The 15,051-nt window shown below is 57.5% G+C and carries 15 protein-coding genes and 1 tRNA gene; 14 read left to right on the top strand and 2 right to left on the bottom strand.

The window, feature by feature from the left end; translation table 11 throughout:
- Positions 1 to 6: 6 nt before the first annotated feature.
- On the top strand, positions 7 to 825 hold the full coding sequence (gene queF / locus AXW11_RS19270) for an NADPH-dependent 7-cyano-7-deazaguanine reductase QueF (RefSeq protein WP_036208215.1): 819 nt from the start codon (positions 7 to 9) through the stop codon (positions 823 to 825).
- An 18-nt stretch (positions 826 to 843) separates the two neighbouring features.
- Here the strand turns inward: queF and AXW11_RS19265 are convergent, their stop codons facing one another.
- Positions 844 to 2,280: an adenylate/guanylate cyclase domain-containing protein gene (locus AXW11_RS19265; protein ID WP_036208212.1), complete on the bottom strand. Its 1,437-nt coding sequence runs from the start codon at positions 2,278 to 2,280 to the stop codon at positions 844 to 846.
- On the bottom strand, positions 2,281 to 2,592 hold the full coding sequence (locus tag AXW11_RS19260; RefSeq protein ID WP_036208209.1) for an Mpo1-like protein: 312 nt from the start codon (positions 2,590 to 2,592) through the stop codon (positions 2,281 to 2,283).
- A 158-nt stretch (positions 2,593 to 2,750) separates the two neighbouring features.
- On the opposite strand from AXW11_RS19260, the gene AXW11_RS19255 reads away from it, so the two are divergent.
- From AXW11_RS19255 to AXW11_RS19195, 13 genes are all read left to right on the top strand, one after another.
- On the top strand, positions 2,751 to 3,308 hold the full coding sequence (locus AXW11_RS19255) for a nitroreductase family protein (RefSeq protein WP_075196861.1): 558 nt from the start codon (positions 2,751 to 2,753) through the stop codon (positions 3,306 to 3,308).
- Positions 3,309 to 3,512: 204 nt separating this feature from the next.
- Positions 3,513 to 3,911, top strand: a complete 399-nt coding sequence (flgB, locus tag AXW11_RS19250; RefSeq protein WP_036208203.1) for a flagellar basal body rod protein FlgB — start codon at positions 3,513 to 3,515, stop codon at positions 3,909 to 3,911.
- A 34-nt stretch (positions 3,912 to 3,945) separates the two neighbouring features.
- The gene (flgC, locus tag AXW11_RS19245) at positions 3,946 to 4,395 is read left to right on the top strand and encodes a flagellar basal body rod protein FlgC (protein WP_036208201.1); all 450 of its coding nucleotides are present in this window, start codon (positions 3,946 to 3,948) and stop codon (positions 4,393 to 4,395) included.
- Between the two features lie 18 nt (positions 4,396 to 4,413).
- Entirely contained in the window at positions 4,414 to 5,091 is a 678-nt protein-coding gene (locus tag AXW11_RS19240) for a flagellar hook assembly protein FlgD (RefSeq protein ID WP_036208198.1), read from the top strand.
- Between the two features lie 27 nt (positions 5,092 to 5,118).
- Complete coding sequence (locus AXW11_RS19235; RefSeq protein WP_075196860.1) at positions 5,119 to 7,017, top strand: flagellar hook protein FlgE; 1,899 nt, start codon at positions 5,119 to 5,121, stop codon at positions 7,015 to 7,017.
- Between the two features lie 82 nt (positions 7,018 to 7,099).
- Positions 7,100 to 7,852, top strand: coding sequence for a flagellar basal body rod protein FlgF (locus AXW11_RS19230; protein ID WP_091642020.1), 753 nt, complete (start codon positions 7,100 to 7,102; stop codon positions 7,850 to 7,852).
- A gap of 85 nt (positions 7,853 to 7,937) precedes the next feature.
- Complete coding sequence (gene flgG, locus AXW11_RS19225) at positions 7,938 to 8,726, top strand: flagellar basal-body rod protein FlgG (RefSeq protein WP_091642022.1); 789 nt, start codon at positions 7,938 to 7,940, stop codon at positions 8,724 to 8,726.
- Between the two features lie 81 nt (positions 8,727 to 8,807).
- Positions 8,808 to 9,458, top strand: a complete 651-nt coding sequence (flgH, locus tag AXW11_RS19220) for a flagellar basal body L-ring protein FlgH (protein WP_374700689.1) — start codon at positions 8,808 to 8,810, stop codon at positions 9,456 to 9,458.
- The gene (locus tag AXW11_RS19215) at positions 9,455 to 10,552 is read left to right on the top strand and encodes a flagellar basal body P-ring protein FlgI (RefSeq protein ID WP_041333180.1); all 1,098 of its coding nucleotides are present in this window, start codon (positions 9,455 to 9,457) and stop codon (positions 10,550 to 10,552) included. The genes flgH and AXW11_RS19215 overlap by 4 nt, the downstream gene beginning before the upstream one ends.
- Before the next feature lie 8 nt (positions 10,553 to 10,560).
- Positions 10,561 to 11,550: a flagellar assembly peptidoglycan hydrolase FlgJ gene (gene flgJ, locus AXW11_RS19210; protein ID WP_041333184.1), complete on the top strand. Its 990-nt coding sequence runs from the start codon at positions 10,561 to 10,563 to the stop codon at positions 11,548 to 11,550.
- Between the two features lie 5 nt (positions 11,551 to 11,555).
- Entirely contained in the window at positions 11,556 to 13,604 is a 2,049-nt protein-coding gene (gene flgK / locus AXW11_RS19205; protein ID WP_091642025.1) for a flagellar hook-associated protein FlgK, read from the top strand.
- 19 nt (positions 13,605 to 13,623) lie between these two features.
- Positions 13,624 to 14,835, top strand: a complete 1,212-nt coding sequence (gene flgL, locus AXW11_RS19200) for a flagellar hook-associated protein FlgL (protein ID WP_041333186.1) — start codon at positions 13,624 to 13,626, stop codon at positions 14,833 to 14,835.
- 81 nt (positions 14,836 to 14,916) lie between these two features.
- Positions 14,917 to 15,003, top strand: a tRNA-Leu gene (locus AXW11_RS19195).
- Positions 15,004 to 15,051 lie beyond the last annotated feature (48 nt).

Below are 15,051 nucleotides of genomic sequence, written 5' to 3'. Positions count from 1 at the left end.
TTGATCATGGCCCTTAATGATGCCCCGCTGGGCAAATCCAGCGACTACCCGGATGCCTACGATCCGCAATTGTTGTTTCCCGTGGCACGGGAGGAAAACCGTCGCCGCATCGGCCTGGAGGATGGCCGCTGGCCCTGGTTCGGGGAAGACTTGTGGCAGGCCTGGGAAATTTCCTGGTTGCGCACCGGGGGCGTGCCCGCAGTCGCCTGGGCGGAAATTCGGGTGCCTTCGGCGTCGCCGTCGATTATTGAGTCCAAGTCTCTCAAGCTGTACCTGAATTCCCTGAACCAGACAGTGTTTTCCTCCGCCGATCAGGTTCGGGATGTGATTGCCCGTGACCTGTCGAGCGCAAGCGGTGCGGCGGTCAATGTAGACCTGCACAGTGTTGATCAGGGAGCGAGAGCGGTCGGTCGGCCGGAAGGCTTCGTGCTGATCGACGACGAGGATGTGGAATCCGTGGGCTACGACTACAACCCGGACAGCCTACAGGCGACGGGTGATGTGGTGTCGGAGAAACTGTGCTCGCACCTGCTGAAAAGCAATTGCCCGGTCACCGGCCAACCGGACTGGGCAACGGTGCTGATCGATTACACCGGCCCGGCGATGGACCGGGCAGGGCTGCTGCAATACATCGTGAGTTTTCGCCAGAAGCAGGACTTTCATGAGCACTGTGTGGAAACGATGTTTACCGACCTGATGGCCCGTTGTCAGCCGCAGAAGCTGTCGGTGTGCGCCCGTTATACACGGAGGGGTGGTCTGGATATCAACCCCTGGCGCAGTACCGACCCGGAAGAGGCGGTAGGGCCACGGTTGATCAGGCAGTAGGTGTAAAGGCGGGAACGGTCAGGAATCCTCTTCCTGGCGCAGTCGCTCAGCGGCATCCTCGAGCGCAGACAGGATGGACTCCCGTTCCCGTTCGGTGATTTTTTCCGAATCCAGGTACATGGCAAAGCCGCTGCGTTCGTGCTCAAGGAAACTGCGGTTGGGGCCCATGTCGCGGCGGAAATCCACCACTTCGTAGATGGAGACCGGGCGGCCGAAGCCTTTCACGGTGATCTCGCCCTTGTCGCGGCACATGATGCGGTCCTTGATCAGCGAGAAGGTTTCGTAGGAGATCAGGATTTCACCGGGTTCAGCCAGGGATTCCAGGCGGCTGGCCAGGTTCACTTCCTTGCCGATGATGGTGTAGTCCATGCGGTTCTCGGCGCCGAAGTTGCCAACGGTGGTGTAGCCTGTGCTGATGCCCATGCGGATTTCCAGCGGTGTCTTGATACCCTGGCTGCGCCATTTCTGCCGCATGATTTTCATGTGTTTGCGCATTTCCACCGCCATGGACACGCAGGCGAAGGCGTCTTCTTTCTGGCCCCGGCTGGTGGGATCACCGAAGAAAATCATGATGGAATCGCCAACGAACTTATCGATGGTGCCACCGTATTTGAGGGCCACTTCCGACATTTCGTTGAAGTAGTGGTTCAGCAGTTCCGTCAGTGCTTCCGGCTCCATCTCTTCGGACAGTTCTGTAAAACCCTTGATGTCGGAGAAGAAGACGGCCAGTTTCTTGCGTTGTGTTTCCAGCCGCACGTCCCTTTCACCGGTAAAGATGGACTGCCACACCTGCGGTGACAGGTACTTGGAGAGTTTGTGGGACAGGGCAATGGATTGTTCCCGCTGATTCTGGATCTGGGTTTTTGCCATCATCAGCGCGCGGGCCTGCTGATGGGAATAGAACGCAGTCACACAGATATAAAGGCCGGTGGCACTGATCGCGATAATGCTGGTGATCATCGGCGACTGCAGTGACTCGGCGGGGCCCACGATGGCAACGCCGATGGCGCCGCAGGCGGCCATGATCATGGTGCCTAGCAGCCACTGGCGGATGCCGCCCACGATCAGGCAACTGAACATCAGCATCAGTGCCACGGCGACCGAGGGTATCGCAATCAATCCAATGCAGCCGACGAATCCACCCCCGATGGCGCAATCCGTTAACAGCATTTTCTGGCGAATACGGGATGAGTTACGGAGAAACGTTCGCCGGGTAAGTTGATGGGCAATGTGTGGCCAGGTCAGGGCGCCTGAAAGCAGCCACAGCATCCACAAGCCGAAGACGTCTTGCAGTACGCCTGACACAATAATGCCGGCAGTCGCCGTATACGCCAATATCCTGCCCTTGTAGTCGGGCATCGGCGGAATGGCGATCGGATGGTTCTGCGCGTCAAGCATGGCGGCCTTGCCGGCACTGGTACTAGCGTTACGCAGGTCAATCGGTGCGCTCATCATTCAGAAACGGATCCGCCCGACGAGCATATCTCTGAACATCACCCAATCGCCCATCAGGCTGTACAGTGGGTGTTTGAAGGTGGCAGGTCGGTTTTTCTCAAAGCCATAGTGGCCAACCCAGGCAAACCCGTAGCCGATGACGGGCAGGAGCAACAGATAGAGGAACTTGGCCGTTACAATGGCGTAGAGTGTAACGAGGATAACCAGTAGGCTGCCGACGAAGTGAAGCCTGCGGCAGTTTACATCGCTATGTTCTTCAAGGTAGTACGGATAGAAGTCCGCGAAATTGCGGAATGTTTGCTGTTGGCTCATAGGGCGTCTACCGGCTCGCTTATCGTTTTTAAGGTAGATAGTACTGTCTGATAGTGGAAAGTACTTAGACTAAAGACTAACAGTAAACCATCTGTCCCACAATTCATACGGTCGTTTGGCCCGAACTGACGTATTGAAATCAACCACAGCGAGGCGATATGACAGCAGTAATGGAAGCCCTGTTAAAACGATCTTCAGAGCCACGCCTGGAGGCGCCAGCACCGGACCCGGCAACGCTTGAAAATGCCTTTGCCTGCGCCGCGAGGGCGCCGGACCATGCGCTGCTTCGGCCCTGGCGGTACCTGATTATTGAGGGAGACGAGGCATTGAACGCCCTGGGTGAATTGTTTGCCGCCACCTGTGGCGACGGCGCCTCGGAAAAGGAGCGGGAAAAACGCTGCAAGAAGGCACTGCGGGCGCCTATGGTGATCGTTGGCGTTGCGTCTTACCAGTCCCATCCCAAAGTGCCGGAGATCGAGCAGTCCATGTCGGCCGCGGTGGGGATGGGGTATTTGTTGTTGGCTCTGGAGTCCGCCGGGTTTGGAGGCATGTGGCGTACCGGTGCCATGGCGCACGATCCAGCTATCAAGCGAGGCTTGGGGCTGCAGGACAATGAGATCATAACCGGGTTCCTGTATACCGGCAGTGTCAGTGCGCACAAGCCCAGCATACCCAGGCCTGAACCCAAAGAGTTTGTCAGGCGCTGGCCCCACTAGTTGCCGCCCCGTTGCCCCCGCCCCCGGCGCGGGGGAAATCCCTTGCCGCTTTCCGCCCTCAATTTACGATTCGGATAAGCCGATACCTGCCTCAGCCCGCACACCGCAACACCTCCTGAAAACTGGCATCGCGATTGCTTTTACCTCTGCAAGAACGCACAAACGGCAAAACGACCAACGCCGTGTGCAGGAATCGGAGGCACTATGGCAATTTCCCTGGACAAAGCATTAGGCATTCATCAGCACGCCCTGGAAGGCAGGGTAAAGCGTGCGGAGGTGTTGGCCAACAACCTCGCCAACGCAGATACCCCGGGCTACAAGGCGCGGGATGTGGACTTTCAGGCGATGATGCAGAAGGCCCAGGACAGCATGAGTGGTTTCGGCATGACCCGTACCCACGAGTCCCATATGGACACCTCGCCCATGGGCGCGGACAGCGAATTGCTCTATCGGGTACCGCACCAGCCGTCCGTGGACGGCAACACGGTGGATGCCCAGCAGGAGCAAACCCGTTTCATGCGTAATGCCATGGATTACCAGGCCAGTTTCCAGTTCCTGGACGGAAAGGTTTCAGGCATCAAAAAGGCACTCTCTGGCCAGTAAAACTGGGCGCAGCCATTAATTGAGGAGCACCATCATGTCTCTGGGTAACATTTTCGACATCGCCGGTTCCGGTATGACAGCCCAGTCGCTGCGGCTGAACACCACTGCGTCCAACATCGCCAATGCCGAGACGGCCAGTTCCAGTACGGATCAGACCTATCGCGCCCGCAAGCCTGTTTTCGCGGCGATACAGCAGTCCATGCTGAATCCGTCTCAGCAGAGCATGGCGTTTGGCAGCGACAACGGCCCGGGGGCAGGCGTTCGGGTTGAAGGCATCGTCGAGAGTGACGCCGAGTTGCAGATGCGCTACGAGCCTGATCATCCCGCCGCGAACGAGGATGGGTACGTGTTCTACCCCAACGTCAACGTGGTTGAAGAAATGGCGGACATGATGTCGTCGTCGCGCAGCTTCCAGATGAATGTGGACATTATGAACAGCGCCAAATCCATGATGCAGCGTATCCTGACCCTGGGTCAGCAGTAACCGAGCGAGGATTGAATCATGAGCGTAGTGAATAACACGACAGACGCTTCGGATGTGCTGAGCCAGTATCGAGTGCAGCAGGATCAGGCCAAGAGCGGAAGTGAGCTGGGCAAGAACGAGTTCATGGAATTGATGATCGCTCAGCTCAAAAACCAGAACCCTCTCGAACCTCAGGACAACGGCGAATTCATCTCTCAGCTGGCGCAGTTCAGCTCCCTGGAGGAAATGCAGAGCCTGTCCGGCAGTGTCGACGATATGGCCAGCCAGTTCCGCTCCACCCAGGCACTGCAGGCCTCTGCAATGGTCGGGCGTACGGTCTTGGCACCTTCATCCATTGGCGTGCTTGGCGCGGACGGTGAGATATCCGGCAACGTTTCCGTTCCGGCAACCACATCCGGGCTGAGAATCACCATTGAGAATGAGTCCGGTGAGCAGGTCCGGCAGATTGATATGGGTGAGCAGCAGCCTGGCCAGACAGCGTTCAGCTGGGACGGCAAGGATGGCAACGGCAACAGTTTGCCACCCGGACGCTACAAGGTGGTCGCAGAAGCCTCGTACCCCGGCGGGCTTGAGCAACTCGGCACCATGGTCAGCGCCAATGTCGACAGTGTGTCGCTGGGGCAGGGTGGCAGCATTACTCTGAACCTGGCCGGCATGGGCTCCATCGCGCTGCAAGATGTTCAGCAGATTAATTGATACCGGTGAAACAGTAAGAGGTGGAGTATGGGTTTTAACACAGGTCTTAGCGGTTTAAGGGCGTCATCGGTTGATCTGGATGTCACCGGTAACAACATTGCCAATGCGAGCACAGTAGGTTTCAAGAGCAGTCAGGCGCAGTTTGGCGACCTGTACGCTAGTGGTTTCCTGAGTGCCGGCACCAATCCGATTGGGGACGGTGTGCGGGTGCAGGACGTGAAGCAGAATTTTGGGCAGGGCAATATCAGTTTCACCGACAACGGCCTGGACCTTGCCATCAACGGTGACGGTTTCTTTGTGCTGAATAATGGCGGTGAGGTGCGGTATTCCCGTGCCGGCCAGTTCGGTGTCGACAAAGACGGGTTTGTCACCAATAACCAGAACATGCGGGTTCAGGGCTTCGTTGCCGATGAAGACGGTAACCTTTCCGGTATTCGTGGTGATCTGCAGGTTGAAACCGATAATCTGGCGCCTCGTCGGACCACGAATCTACGCTCGGACCTGAACCTGGATTCCCGGGAAACCGTGTTGGAACGCCGAGTTGCCGATATGGGTGATTACACGGCGCCCGCCGGCTCCACCGGTTTTCCGTCTGAAACCTTCGAAATCACCTACGCAGATGGCAGCGTGGTTAGCGTGCCCATCAACGCGGCGGGATCGACTGATTTCTCAGCGGCTGACGTTGTGGATGTGCTCAATGGGCAGGACGGTCTCTCTGCCTCCGCGACCACCACCTATGAGGGGATGTCCGAGGCGGACTTGAACGCCGCCATTGCGGCTGGCAACTTCAGCTTTGACCTTGCGGTAGGCGGGGTCACTGTGCCCGTTGATACGACAGGTGTGACCGATGCGGCTTCGCTGGTCACTGCAATTAACAACGCCCAGGCGCCGACGATCTCGGCGTCGCTCACAGGCGGTAACCTGAGGCTGATCGACAACCGTGGCAACAACGTCACCGCCGGTTTTACCAGCGACGGCCCGAACCCGGCACCGGAGACAACCGTTGGCACGGTGAGGCCGCAGGCCGATCGGGAGATTACCGATATTGCGTCAACCAGCGGCGCCACGAACCTCACGGATTCATGGAACGCACGCAACATTGAGATTACCAACCAGTTCAATCCGCTGGATCAGCGTACCTACAATCACGCAACATCGACCACCGTTTACGACAGCCTGGGTAACTCTCACGAGATGACCCAGTTCTACGTCAAGCAGCCAGCACCGGGTAATGGTGTGGGTGTCAGCGAGTGGTCAGTGTATTTGCAGATAGACGGTGAATTTGTTGCGGGCACCGATCAGAACCCCTATCAGGCTCGCTTTGACCAGGATGGGGAGCTGCAGTCCGTGAATGGTGACCCCAATGGCGAAATTCTGATCAGTGACTGGACGCCGAAAGACGCCGATGGCACGCCGAACGGCGCTGACGGTCCTCCAGCACCCGGAGAGGTTATCACCACGCCGATTCCAGAGCCCCCCACCACCTCGGCCTTCGTTCTGGACCTTGGCAATACCACCCAGTACGGGAGCAACTTTGGCGTAAACGACCAGCGCCAGAACGGGTATGCCACTGGCAGGCTGTCGGGCCTGGATGTGTCCGACCAGGGCGTGCTGTTCGCCCGCTACACCAATGGCCAGTCGCAGTCCCTGGGGCAGGTGGCCCTTGCATCGTTCAACAACACTAACGGACTTTCGCCTGTCGGGGAAACCACCTGGGTTGAAACCTTCGAGTCCGGCCAGCCCATTATCGGTGCACCTGATACCGGAACCCTGGGGTCGATCAAGGCCAGTTCCATCGAGGAGTCCAACGTGGATCTTTCGGCGGAACTGGTGAATCTGATCATTGCCCAGCGTAATTACCAGGCTAACGCCAAGACGATTGAAACCTCCGATGCGGTTACCCAGACCATCATCAACCTCCGCTAATTCTGAAATGTGAACATGGCACAACTCCTGCTTGAACATAGGAAAGACTGGAAACAGTCAATATTCCGGCAGGAGTTTTCCCATGGACAAAGCCCTCTATATAGGAATGTCCGGCGCCAAGCAGAACATGCTGTCCCAGCGCGCCCACGCCAATAACCTGGCAAACGTCAGTACCACCGGTTTCAAGGCGGATTTCGCCCAGGCCCGCAGTATGCCGGTTTTTGGTGAACATCATCCCACCCGTGCCTATGCCATGGCAGAGAGGCCCGGAACAGACCTGTCCGCCGGTGCATTGATGGACACAGGCCGCAAGCTGGACGTCGCCGTTGAAGGTGATGGCTGGCTGGCCGTCCAGAATCAACAGGGCGAGGAAGTATTCACCCGTTCCGGCAGCATGCAGATCGACGTCAATGGCCTGATGCGTCTCTCCAGCGGAGAGATGGTCATGGGTAATGGCGGACCGGTGGCGCTGCCGCCGTTCGATAACGTGCAGATTGGCGCGGACGGAACCATTTCCGTGGTTCCCGTTGGCGGTCCGCCGGACCAGTTGGTTGAGGTGGATCGACTGAAGCTGGTGAACCCACCCCGGGAGGCGCTGGAAAAAGGTGCAGATGGCTTTATCCGTCGCAAGGCGGACCAGGCGCTGGATGGTCCAGAGCCGCCTGATGCCACTATGCGCGTCGCGTCGGGGTTTCTGGAAAGCTCTAACGTCAACGCCGTGGAAGAGATGATCTCCAACCTGCAGTTGTCCCGTCAGTATGAAATGCAGGTAAAGATAATGACCACCGCCAACGAGAATGCCGAGGCGTCGGCACGACTGTTGCAGAACCTCTGATAAACCCTATGAACATCGCCCGGGTGAGCGCAGAAGCGGCAAAAATCGGCCGCATTGAAAACGCCCCCGGCAAGGAGTAGACGACATGCATCCAGCACTTTGGGTCAGCAAAACCGGGTTGAGCGCGCAGGACACCAATATGTCCACGATCTCCAACAACCTGGCTAACGTGAACACCACTGGTTTCAAACGCGACCGCGCGGTGTTTCAGGATCTGCTGTACCAGATCGACCGGCAACCCGGTGGTCTGAATACCCAGAACTCGGAGCTGCCGTCCGGCCTCCAGCTGGGTACCGGTGTTCGCATTGTCGGCACCGCCAAGCAGTTTTCCCAGGGCAATCTGGAAGTCACCGAACAGCCCCTGGATATGGCTGTGAACGGCCGTGGGTTCATGCAGATCCTGCTCCCGGACGGGCAGATCGCCTATACCCGCGATGGCCAGTTCCAGTTGAACTCCAACGGCGACATCGTTAACCCGGACGGCTACCTTCTTGAGCCCAATATCAATGTTCCTGAGAATGCCACCAACATCACTATTGGCAAAGATGGCACGGTTACAGCTGTGACGGATGATCAACAGGCGCCACAGAATCTTGGCCAGATTACCCTTGTTAATTTCATTAACCCTCAGGGCTTGCAGGCCATCGGCAACAACCTGTTCAAAGCCACCAATGCCAGTGGAGATCCGGCGGAAGGTGTGCCAGGTCTCTTAGGTCTAGGGTCTCTGGAACAGGGCATGGTGGAGTCCTCCAATGTGGAAGTTGTGGAAGAATTGGTCAACATGATTACCACCCAAAGAGCTTATGAGATGAACTCGAAAGTGGTCTCCGCAACCGACCAGATGCTCCAGTTTATTACGAATAATATAGGCTAACCCTGAGAGGGCGCAGGGAGAAGAGTTATGACGCGTGCGTATCATGGAAACAGCAGATTGAGCCAGATCAGTTCGGTATTGATGATTGCTGGACTGGTCATACTTCAGGGATGTACGGCGCTTAGCCGAGAACGTCCTGTGCCGGACGACCCCGCCTATACGCCGGTTCGAGCGGATAATATGATGCAGCGTGACCCCAACTCTGGCGCCATCTACCAGTCGTCTCGCAACTACAGTCTTTACGGAGATACTGTGGCTCTGAACGTTGGTGATGTGCTCACAGTTAATCTGGAGGAGTCTACCCGCGCTAGCAAGAATGCCGACACCCGTATTATCAAGGACAATGAAATCACATTGCCCGAGCCAAACATTCTGGGCAGGAACAACTTTGGGATCGGTACTTCACTTAACAAAGAGCGTGATTTTAAAACCAGAGCCGATGCTGATCAGAGCAACAGTCTTGCTGGCAGCATTACAGTCTCGGTGACTGAGGTGCTGCCTAACGGCGTGCTGAGAGTACGAGGCGAGAAGTGGCTGTCCCTGACCAACGGTGATGAGTATATCCGCCTGACGGGGCTTGTTCGTCCGGAGGACATCTCACCCGACAACACCGTGGCCTCCAACCGAATTGCTGATGCCCGTATTGCCTACGGTGGTACTGGTGACTTTGATCAGGCCAACCAGATGGGTTGGCTGGCGCGGTTCTTTAACAGTGAGTGGTTCCCGCTATGAAGATGCTGAGGTTTGGGTTACTGATGATTGCGCTCTCCGTGATCGCAGCGCCTGTGCTGGCAGACCGCCTGAAGGATCTGGCGCGCATCAAGGGTGTGCGTAACAACCAGTTAGTGGGTTACGGGCTGGTGGTTGGCCTGGATGGTACCGGTGACAAAGCGCCGTTCACCAACCAGACCTTTCGCAACATGATGACCCAGTTCGGCATTACCCTGCCGCCGGGCGTAAACCCCAATCTTGCCAACGTGGCTGCGGTTACCATCACGGCCAACCTGCCTCCTTTCGCCAAGCCAGGCCAGGAACTGGATATTACGGTGTCGTCCATCGGCAACGCCGATAGCCTACGTGGCGGTACTCTGTTGATGTCGCCGTTAAAAGGGGCTGACGATCAGGTCTATGCTATGGCCCAGGGTAGCCTGGTGGTCGGTGGTTTTGGCGCCCAGGGTGCCGACGGTTCGCGGATCACTGTGAACGTTCCCAGTGTTGGCCGGATTCCCAGTGGCGCCACTATTGAGCGGGAGGTTATGTCTCCGTTCACCCGTGGCGATACCATTACCTTCAACCTGTTGCGGGCTGACTTCACGACGGCTCGCCGGGTGGTGGAAGCGATCAATGGTCAATTGGGCCCGGACATGGCGTATGCCCACGATGCGACCTCGGTCTCCGTCAAGGCGCCGAGGGACCCATCCCAGCGCGTAAGCTTTCTGTCGATTCTGGAAAACATTGAGGTTAATCCGGCGGAAGACGCTGCCAAGGTGGTCATCAACAGCCGCACCGGCACCATTGTGGTAGGGCAGAACGTCAAGGTCAGCCCGGCGGCGGTGACCCACGGTAACCTGACCGTCACCATTGAAGAGAATCCCGAAGCCAATCAGCCAAACCCGTTCACCGATGGTGAGACGGTGATCGAGCCCAATACCCAGATCGCCATTACCGAAGATCCGGCCCGAATGTTCCAGTTTGGCCCGGCGGTCACCCTGAACGAGATTGTCCAGGCCGTGAACCAGGTAGGTGCGGCGCCCGGTGACGTAATGGCGGTGCTCGAAGCCCTCAAACAGGCCGGCGCCTTGCGCGCTGAGCTGATTGTGATTTAGGGGGCGTGATGCAGGATTCCAGTCTCCAGAAAGCCCAGGTTTACACCGATTTCGGCGGTCTGAACGCGCTGAAGGCCCAGGCCAGGACCGACAAGGAAGCGGCGCTTGAGGAAGTGGCGAAGCAGTTTGAGGGCCTGTTCCTGTCGGAAATGGTCAAAGCGATGCGCAAGGCCGGTGATGTGTTTGCGGAGGGTAACTACCTCAACAGTCAGCAGTCGGAGTTCTATCGAGAGATGTTCGACAGCCAGTTGAGCCTGACGCTATCGCAAAAGCAGGGCACCGGTATATCCGATGCCCTGGTGCGCCAGCTAAGCCGGCAGATTCCTGGCATGGATGAGAAGGGTGAGCCGATGGCGGCCCATAAGACCGCGCTGGCGGACTATGATCGTAGTATGCCGGTGCTGTCTCCGCGCCTGCCCGAGCAGATGGACAAGGTGAATCAGGTGGCTGACACCGCCCGCAGAGAGCCTGCACAGGAAATCAGCACCGTCATGCCAAGCCGGTTTGAGTCACCGGAACAGTTTGTCCGTGAACTCCTGCCCGTCGCCGAAAAGGTAGCGGCGCAAAGCGGTATCAACCCAAGGTTGATGATTGCACAGGCGGCACTGGAAACCGGTTGGGGCCGGCACATGATTGAAGGCGACGGTGGTTCTCCCAGCTTTAACCTGTTCGGTATCAAGGCAGACACCCGCTGGCAGGGTGAGTCCGTAAACATTGCCACCACGGAATTCCGCGAAGGCGTGCCGATGAACGAACGGGCCGCGTTCCGGGCCTACCCGGACTATGAATCCAGCTTCCGGGATTATGTCTCGTTCCTCGAATCCAATCCCCGTTATCGGGATGTGCTGGCGGCCGCGGACGATCCCGAGTTGTTTGCAAACCGGCTTCAGGAAGCGGGCTATGCCACCGATCCAAACTACGGTGCCAAGATTCGCCGCATTATGAACAATGACTCCATGGCAACGTTGTCCATGGGTACGGGTAGGGCTGAGGAGTAAGCATTATGGCAGGACTTATCAATATTGGTCTGACCGGTATCCTCGGACACCAGGCGGCGCTGAACACCACCGGTAACAACATCACCAATGCCAACACGCCGGGTTACAGCCGTCAGGAGGTGCAATTTGAAACCCAGTCGGCGCAGCGCACCGGCGCGGGCTCTATCGGTACCGGTGTCAGCATCACCAACATCCGTCGCCTGGCGAACGAATATCTGACGCAACAGGTGCGTGAAGACACCTCTTTGTTTGGTGAGCAGGAAGCGCTGAACTCGGAATTGTCGCGCCTGGATAACCTGCTTGGCGGCGAAACCACCGGCCTGAGCAATGCCCTGAACAATTTCTTCGCGAGCCTGCAGAATGCTGCCGAAGATCCGGCATCGTTGCCCCAGCGCCAATTGGTGTTGAGCGAGGCGCAACAGGTGGTGAACCGCTTTGAAGCCCTGAATCAGGAATTTATTCAACAGCGGGAATCCGTCAAGACCCAGATGGAGCAGGGCGTCAAGGACGCCAATACACTGTTGAAAAGCATTGCACAGCTGAACCTGGCGATCTCCGAATCCCCCGGCTTGGCCCAGGGCCGTGAACCCAACGAGTTGCTGGATAAGCGCGACGAAAAACTGCGTGAGTTGTCTGAACTGGTCAACATCAGCGTGGTGCAAGCGGAAGGTAGCCAGGTGAACGTGTCGCTGCGCAATGGGCAGGCGTTGGTGGTTGGTGACAGGGCGGCACAACTGGGAACCCGCGATAACGCGGAAGACCCGACCAGATTGGAATTCACCCTGACGACCGGTGGCCGGACCCTGAACGTGGACAGCCAGGTCAACGGCGGCAAACTCGGCGGTTTGCGGCGGTTCGAATCAGAGGCCCTGCAGCCTGCTTTTGCCGAACTCGGCCGGGTTGCGATTGCCTTGTCCGAAACCCTCAATCATCAGCATGAAATTGGCATGGACCTTGAGGGCGATCTGGGGGGGCTGTTTTTCAGTGACATCAACTCCCAGGCGGCCCAGCGCGGCCGGGTGATTGCCAATACCAATAACGGAGCCCCGCGGGACGCTCAGCTTGCGGTCGAGATTATCGACAGCTCCCAGCTTCCCGCCGGCAGCTGGTCCTTGCGGTTTGGCGGCGACGGTCGGAACTTCGAATTGGTGGATCGGGCCACGGGTGAGGTGGTCAACCAAGGCCGCCTGCCGGACCCTGTTCAGTCCGAAATATCCATGCCGGGGTTCAATATCCGTATTGAAGGGGGAACCTTCAATGCCGGTGACAGTTTCCTGATCGAGCCAACCCGGAACGCGGCGGCCAATATCGGCCTGGAAGTCAATCGTGAAGAGGATCTGGCCTTTGCGAGCCCGGTAAGGGCGGAGGGTTCTGCAGGTAATACCGGTGATGCCACTATCAACCAGGGCAAGATGCTGGATGTCAGGGATCCGTTTACCAATTCGTTGCTGAGCAATTTCCGACAGGACGGGCAACTGGACCCACCACTGGACATCCAGTTCCGTGACGATGGTGGCCAGCTGGTCTATGACATTGTTGACGCCAACACGAACACGGTGCTGCAGGCAGGTGATGCCGCGGCAGTGCCTCCGGTCAATGTGTTCCAGGCAGGCCAGTCCAACAAGCTGTTTACTGAGGATCCGCGCTCGCCGGATTATTTCGGCTTTCAGTTCGAAATCTCCGGCAACCCAAGGCCCGGAGATTCGTTCAGTATCAATTACAACACCAACGGTGTCTCAGATAACCGCAATGCAGAGTTCCTGGCGGCGCTGGGAACCGAGAATACCCTTAACAATGGCAGCCAGAGTTTCGCCGAGGGCTACGCAGGGTTGGTGGAAGACATTGGCGTAAAAACCCGGCAGAGCCAACTGGATAAAGACGCCGGCAGCACGCTGCTGGAGCAGTCCACCAATCAGCGGGAGTCCGTCTCTGGCGTCAACCTGGACGAAGAGGCCGGCAAGCTGATCCAGTACCAGGCGGCCTACAATGCGTCCGCCCAGGTGGTGAGCGTGGCCCAGGATTTGTTCAATACCCTGTTGCAGAGTTTCCGGTAACAGTGCGAGGTGATGTGACATGATCAGAATTTCATCACAACAGATATTCTCCGGCGGTATAAACCGGCTGCAGGAACTGAATAGTAGCCTGAACCAGACCCAGGAGCAGATTTCGACGGGTAAGCGGGTCAATAAACCGTCAGACGACCCGGTTGCGGCGGCGCGTATCCTGAAGCTTGATCAGGAGCTGTCCCGGATCGAGACCTATCAGCGCAACGCTGGGCTCGCAGAAAACCGGTTGCAGCAGGAGGAAAGCGCGTTGGCCAGTTCGGTGGATGTTATCCAGCGGATACGGGAGCTGACCGTCCAGGCTGGTAACGGCTCGCTGTCACCAAATGATCGCAAATCCATCTCCTCGGAAATGAAAGAGCGCATCGGGCAGCTGGCCAACATCGCCAATACCCGTGATGCGTCCGGCGAGTACATTTTCAGTGGTTTCCAGGGTTCCACCGCGGCTTTTGGGAAAGACGCATCCGGCAGTTGGGTGTACCAGGGTGATGAGGGCCAGCGGGTGCTGGAGATCGACGATGGCGTAACGGTGCCTATCAGCGATCATGGTAAAGGCATCTACTCTTCGGTTCCCGCAGCAGTGTTTGCCGAGAGTGACCCTGGCAATGCGGCCGCCGCTCGAATCGATGGTATTCAGGTGATCAATGATGGCGCATTGTCGGCGGTTTCACCGGACGATATCACCATTACCGTTGATACCGTTGCGGGAACGGTCAGTGCTGTGAATAGCCGCACCGGCGATCCCCTGACTGTGACTCCAGCGGCGTATACCAGTGGTGAGTCCTTCGAAGTTGCCGGTGTGCAGGCGACGATTACCGATGCGGGCGATGGCGATGAGTTCACCCTTCGCGCGGGGGAGAGGCAGTCGGTGTTTGCTACCATCGAAAACCTGATTGACGGCCTCGATAACATCGACAAAGGTTCGCCGGCCGGGCAGGCGGCCTATGACGACCTGATCGCAGCGTCTTTGCAGAATCTGGACAATGCCCAGGAAAGCATTGTTCAGAAGCAAACGGAAATCGGCGGGCGCCTGAACGCCGTGGACTCTACCAAATCGTTCCTGGAAGACTCGTCTGTGTACAGTGAGGACATTCGTTCGCAACTGCGTGACGTGGACTACGCCGAAGCTATCAGCAACTTGAGCTTCCAGAGCTTCGTGCTGCAGGCTGCACAGCAGTCGTTTGCCCAGGTCTCCCAGCTGTCGTTGTTCGATCGCTTGTAAAAAGCCTGCCGGAACAAGGAAGTCCGGCACTTGTTATTGCTTTCAGATTCAACCTCAGTATAATCCCCAGCACTCTCCGATGGCGGCGTGGTGAAATTGGTAGACACGACGGATTCAAAATCCGTTGGGGTAAAACCCGTGGCGGTTCGAGTCCGCCCGCCGCTACCATTTACGATCCGCACAGTGCGGTGTAAACAGTCCATCCAATGAACGTCT

Origin of the sequence: Marinobacter sp. Hex_13 (genome assembly GCF_001566815.1) — a bacterium.
GTDB lineage: Bacteria > Pseudomonadota > Gammaproteobacteria > Pseudomonadales > Oleiphilaceae > Marinobacter > Marinobacter salarius.
This window is presented reverse-complemented; position numbering and strand designations above follow the sequence as displayed.

Coding starts and splice junctions, on each gene's coding strand:
- AXW11_RS19240 (WP_036208198.1), top strand. CDS start 4,414: ATGAGCGTAGTGAATAACACGACAGACGCTTCGGATGTGCTGAGCCAG.
- flgH (WP_374700689.1), top strand. CDS start 8,808: ATGATTGCTGGACTGGTCATACTTCAGGGATGTACGGCGCTTAGCCGA.
- AXW11_RS19265 (WP_036208212.1), bottom strand. CDS start 2,280: ATGATGAGCGCACCGATTGACCTGCGTAACGCTAGTACCAGTGCCGGC.
- queF (WP_036208215.1), top strand. CDS start 7: ATGGCCCTTAATGATGCCCCGCTGGGCAAATCCAGCGACTACCCGGAT.
- flgB (WP_036208203.1), top strand. CDS start 3,513: ATGGCAATTTCCCTGGACAAAGCATTAGGCATTCATCAGCACGCCCTG.
- AXW11_RS19215 (WP_041333180.1), top strand. CDS start 9,455: ATGAAGATGCTGAGGTTTGGGTTACTGATGATTGCGCTCTCCGTGATC.
- flgJ (WP_041333184.1), top strand. CDS start 10,561: ATGCAGGATTCCAGTCTCCAGAAAGCCCAGGTTTACACCGATTTCGGC.
- AXW11_RS19260 (WP_036208209.1), bottom strand. CDS start 2,592: ATGAGCCAACAGCAAACATTCCGCAATTTCGCGGACTTCTATCCGTAC.
- flgG (WP_091642022.1), top strand. CDS start 7,938: ATGCATCCAGCACTTTGGGTCAGCAAAACCGGGTTGAGCGCGCAGGAC.
- AXW11_RS19255 (WP_075196861.1), top strand. CDS start 2,751: ATGACAGCAGTAATGGAAGCCCTGTTAAAACGATCTTCAGAGCCACGC.
- flgK (WP_091642025.1), top strand. CDS start 11,556: ATGGCAGGACTTATCAATATTGGTCTGACCGGTATCCTCGGACACCAG.
- AXW11_RS19230 (WP_091642020.1), top strand. CDS start 7,100: ATGGACAAAGCCCTCTATATAGGAATGTCCGGCGCCAAGCAGAACATG.
- flgL (WP_041333186.1), top strand. CDS start 13,624: ATGATCAGAATTTCATCACAACAGATATTCTCCGGCGGTATAAACCGG.
- flgC (WP_036208201.1), top strand. CDS start 3,946: ATGTCTCTGGGTAACATTTTCGACATCGCCGGTTCCGGTATGACAGCC.
- AXW11_RS19235 (WP_075196860.1), top strand. CDS start 5,119: ATGGGTTTTAACACAGGTCTTAGCGGTTTAAGGGCGTCATCGGTTGAT.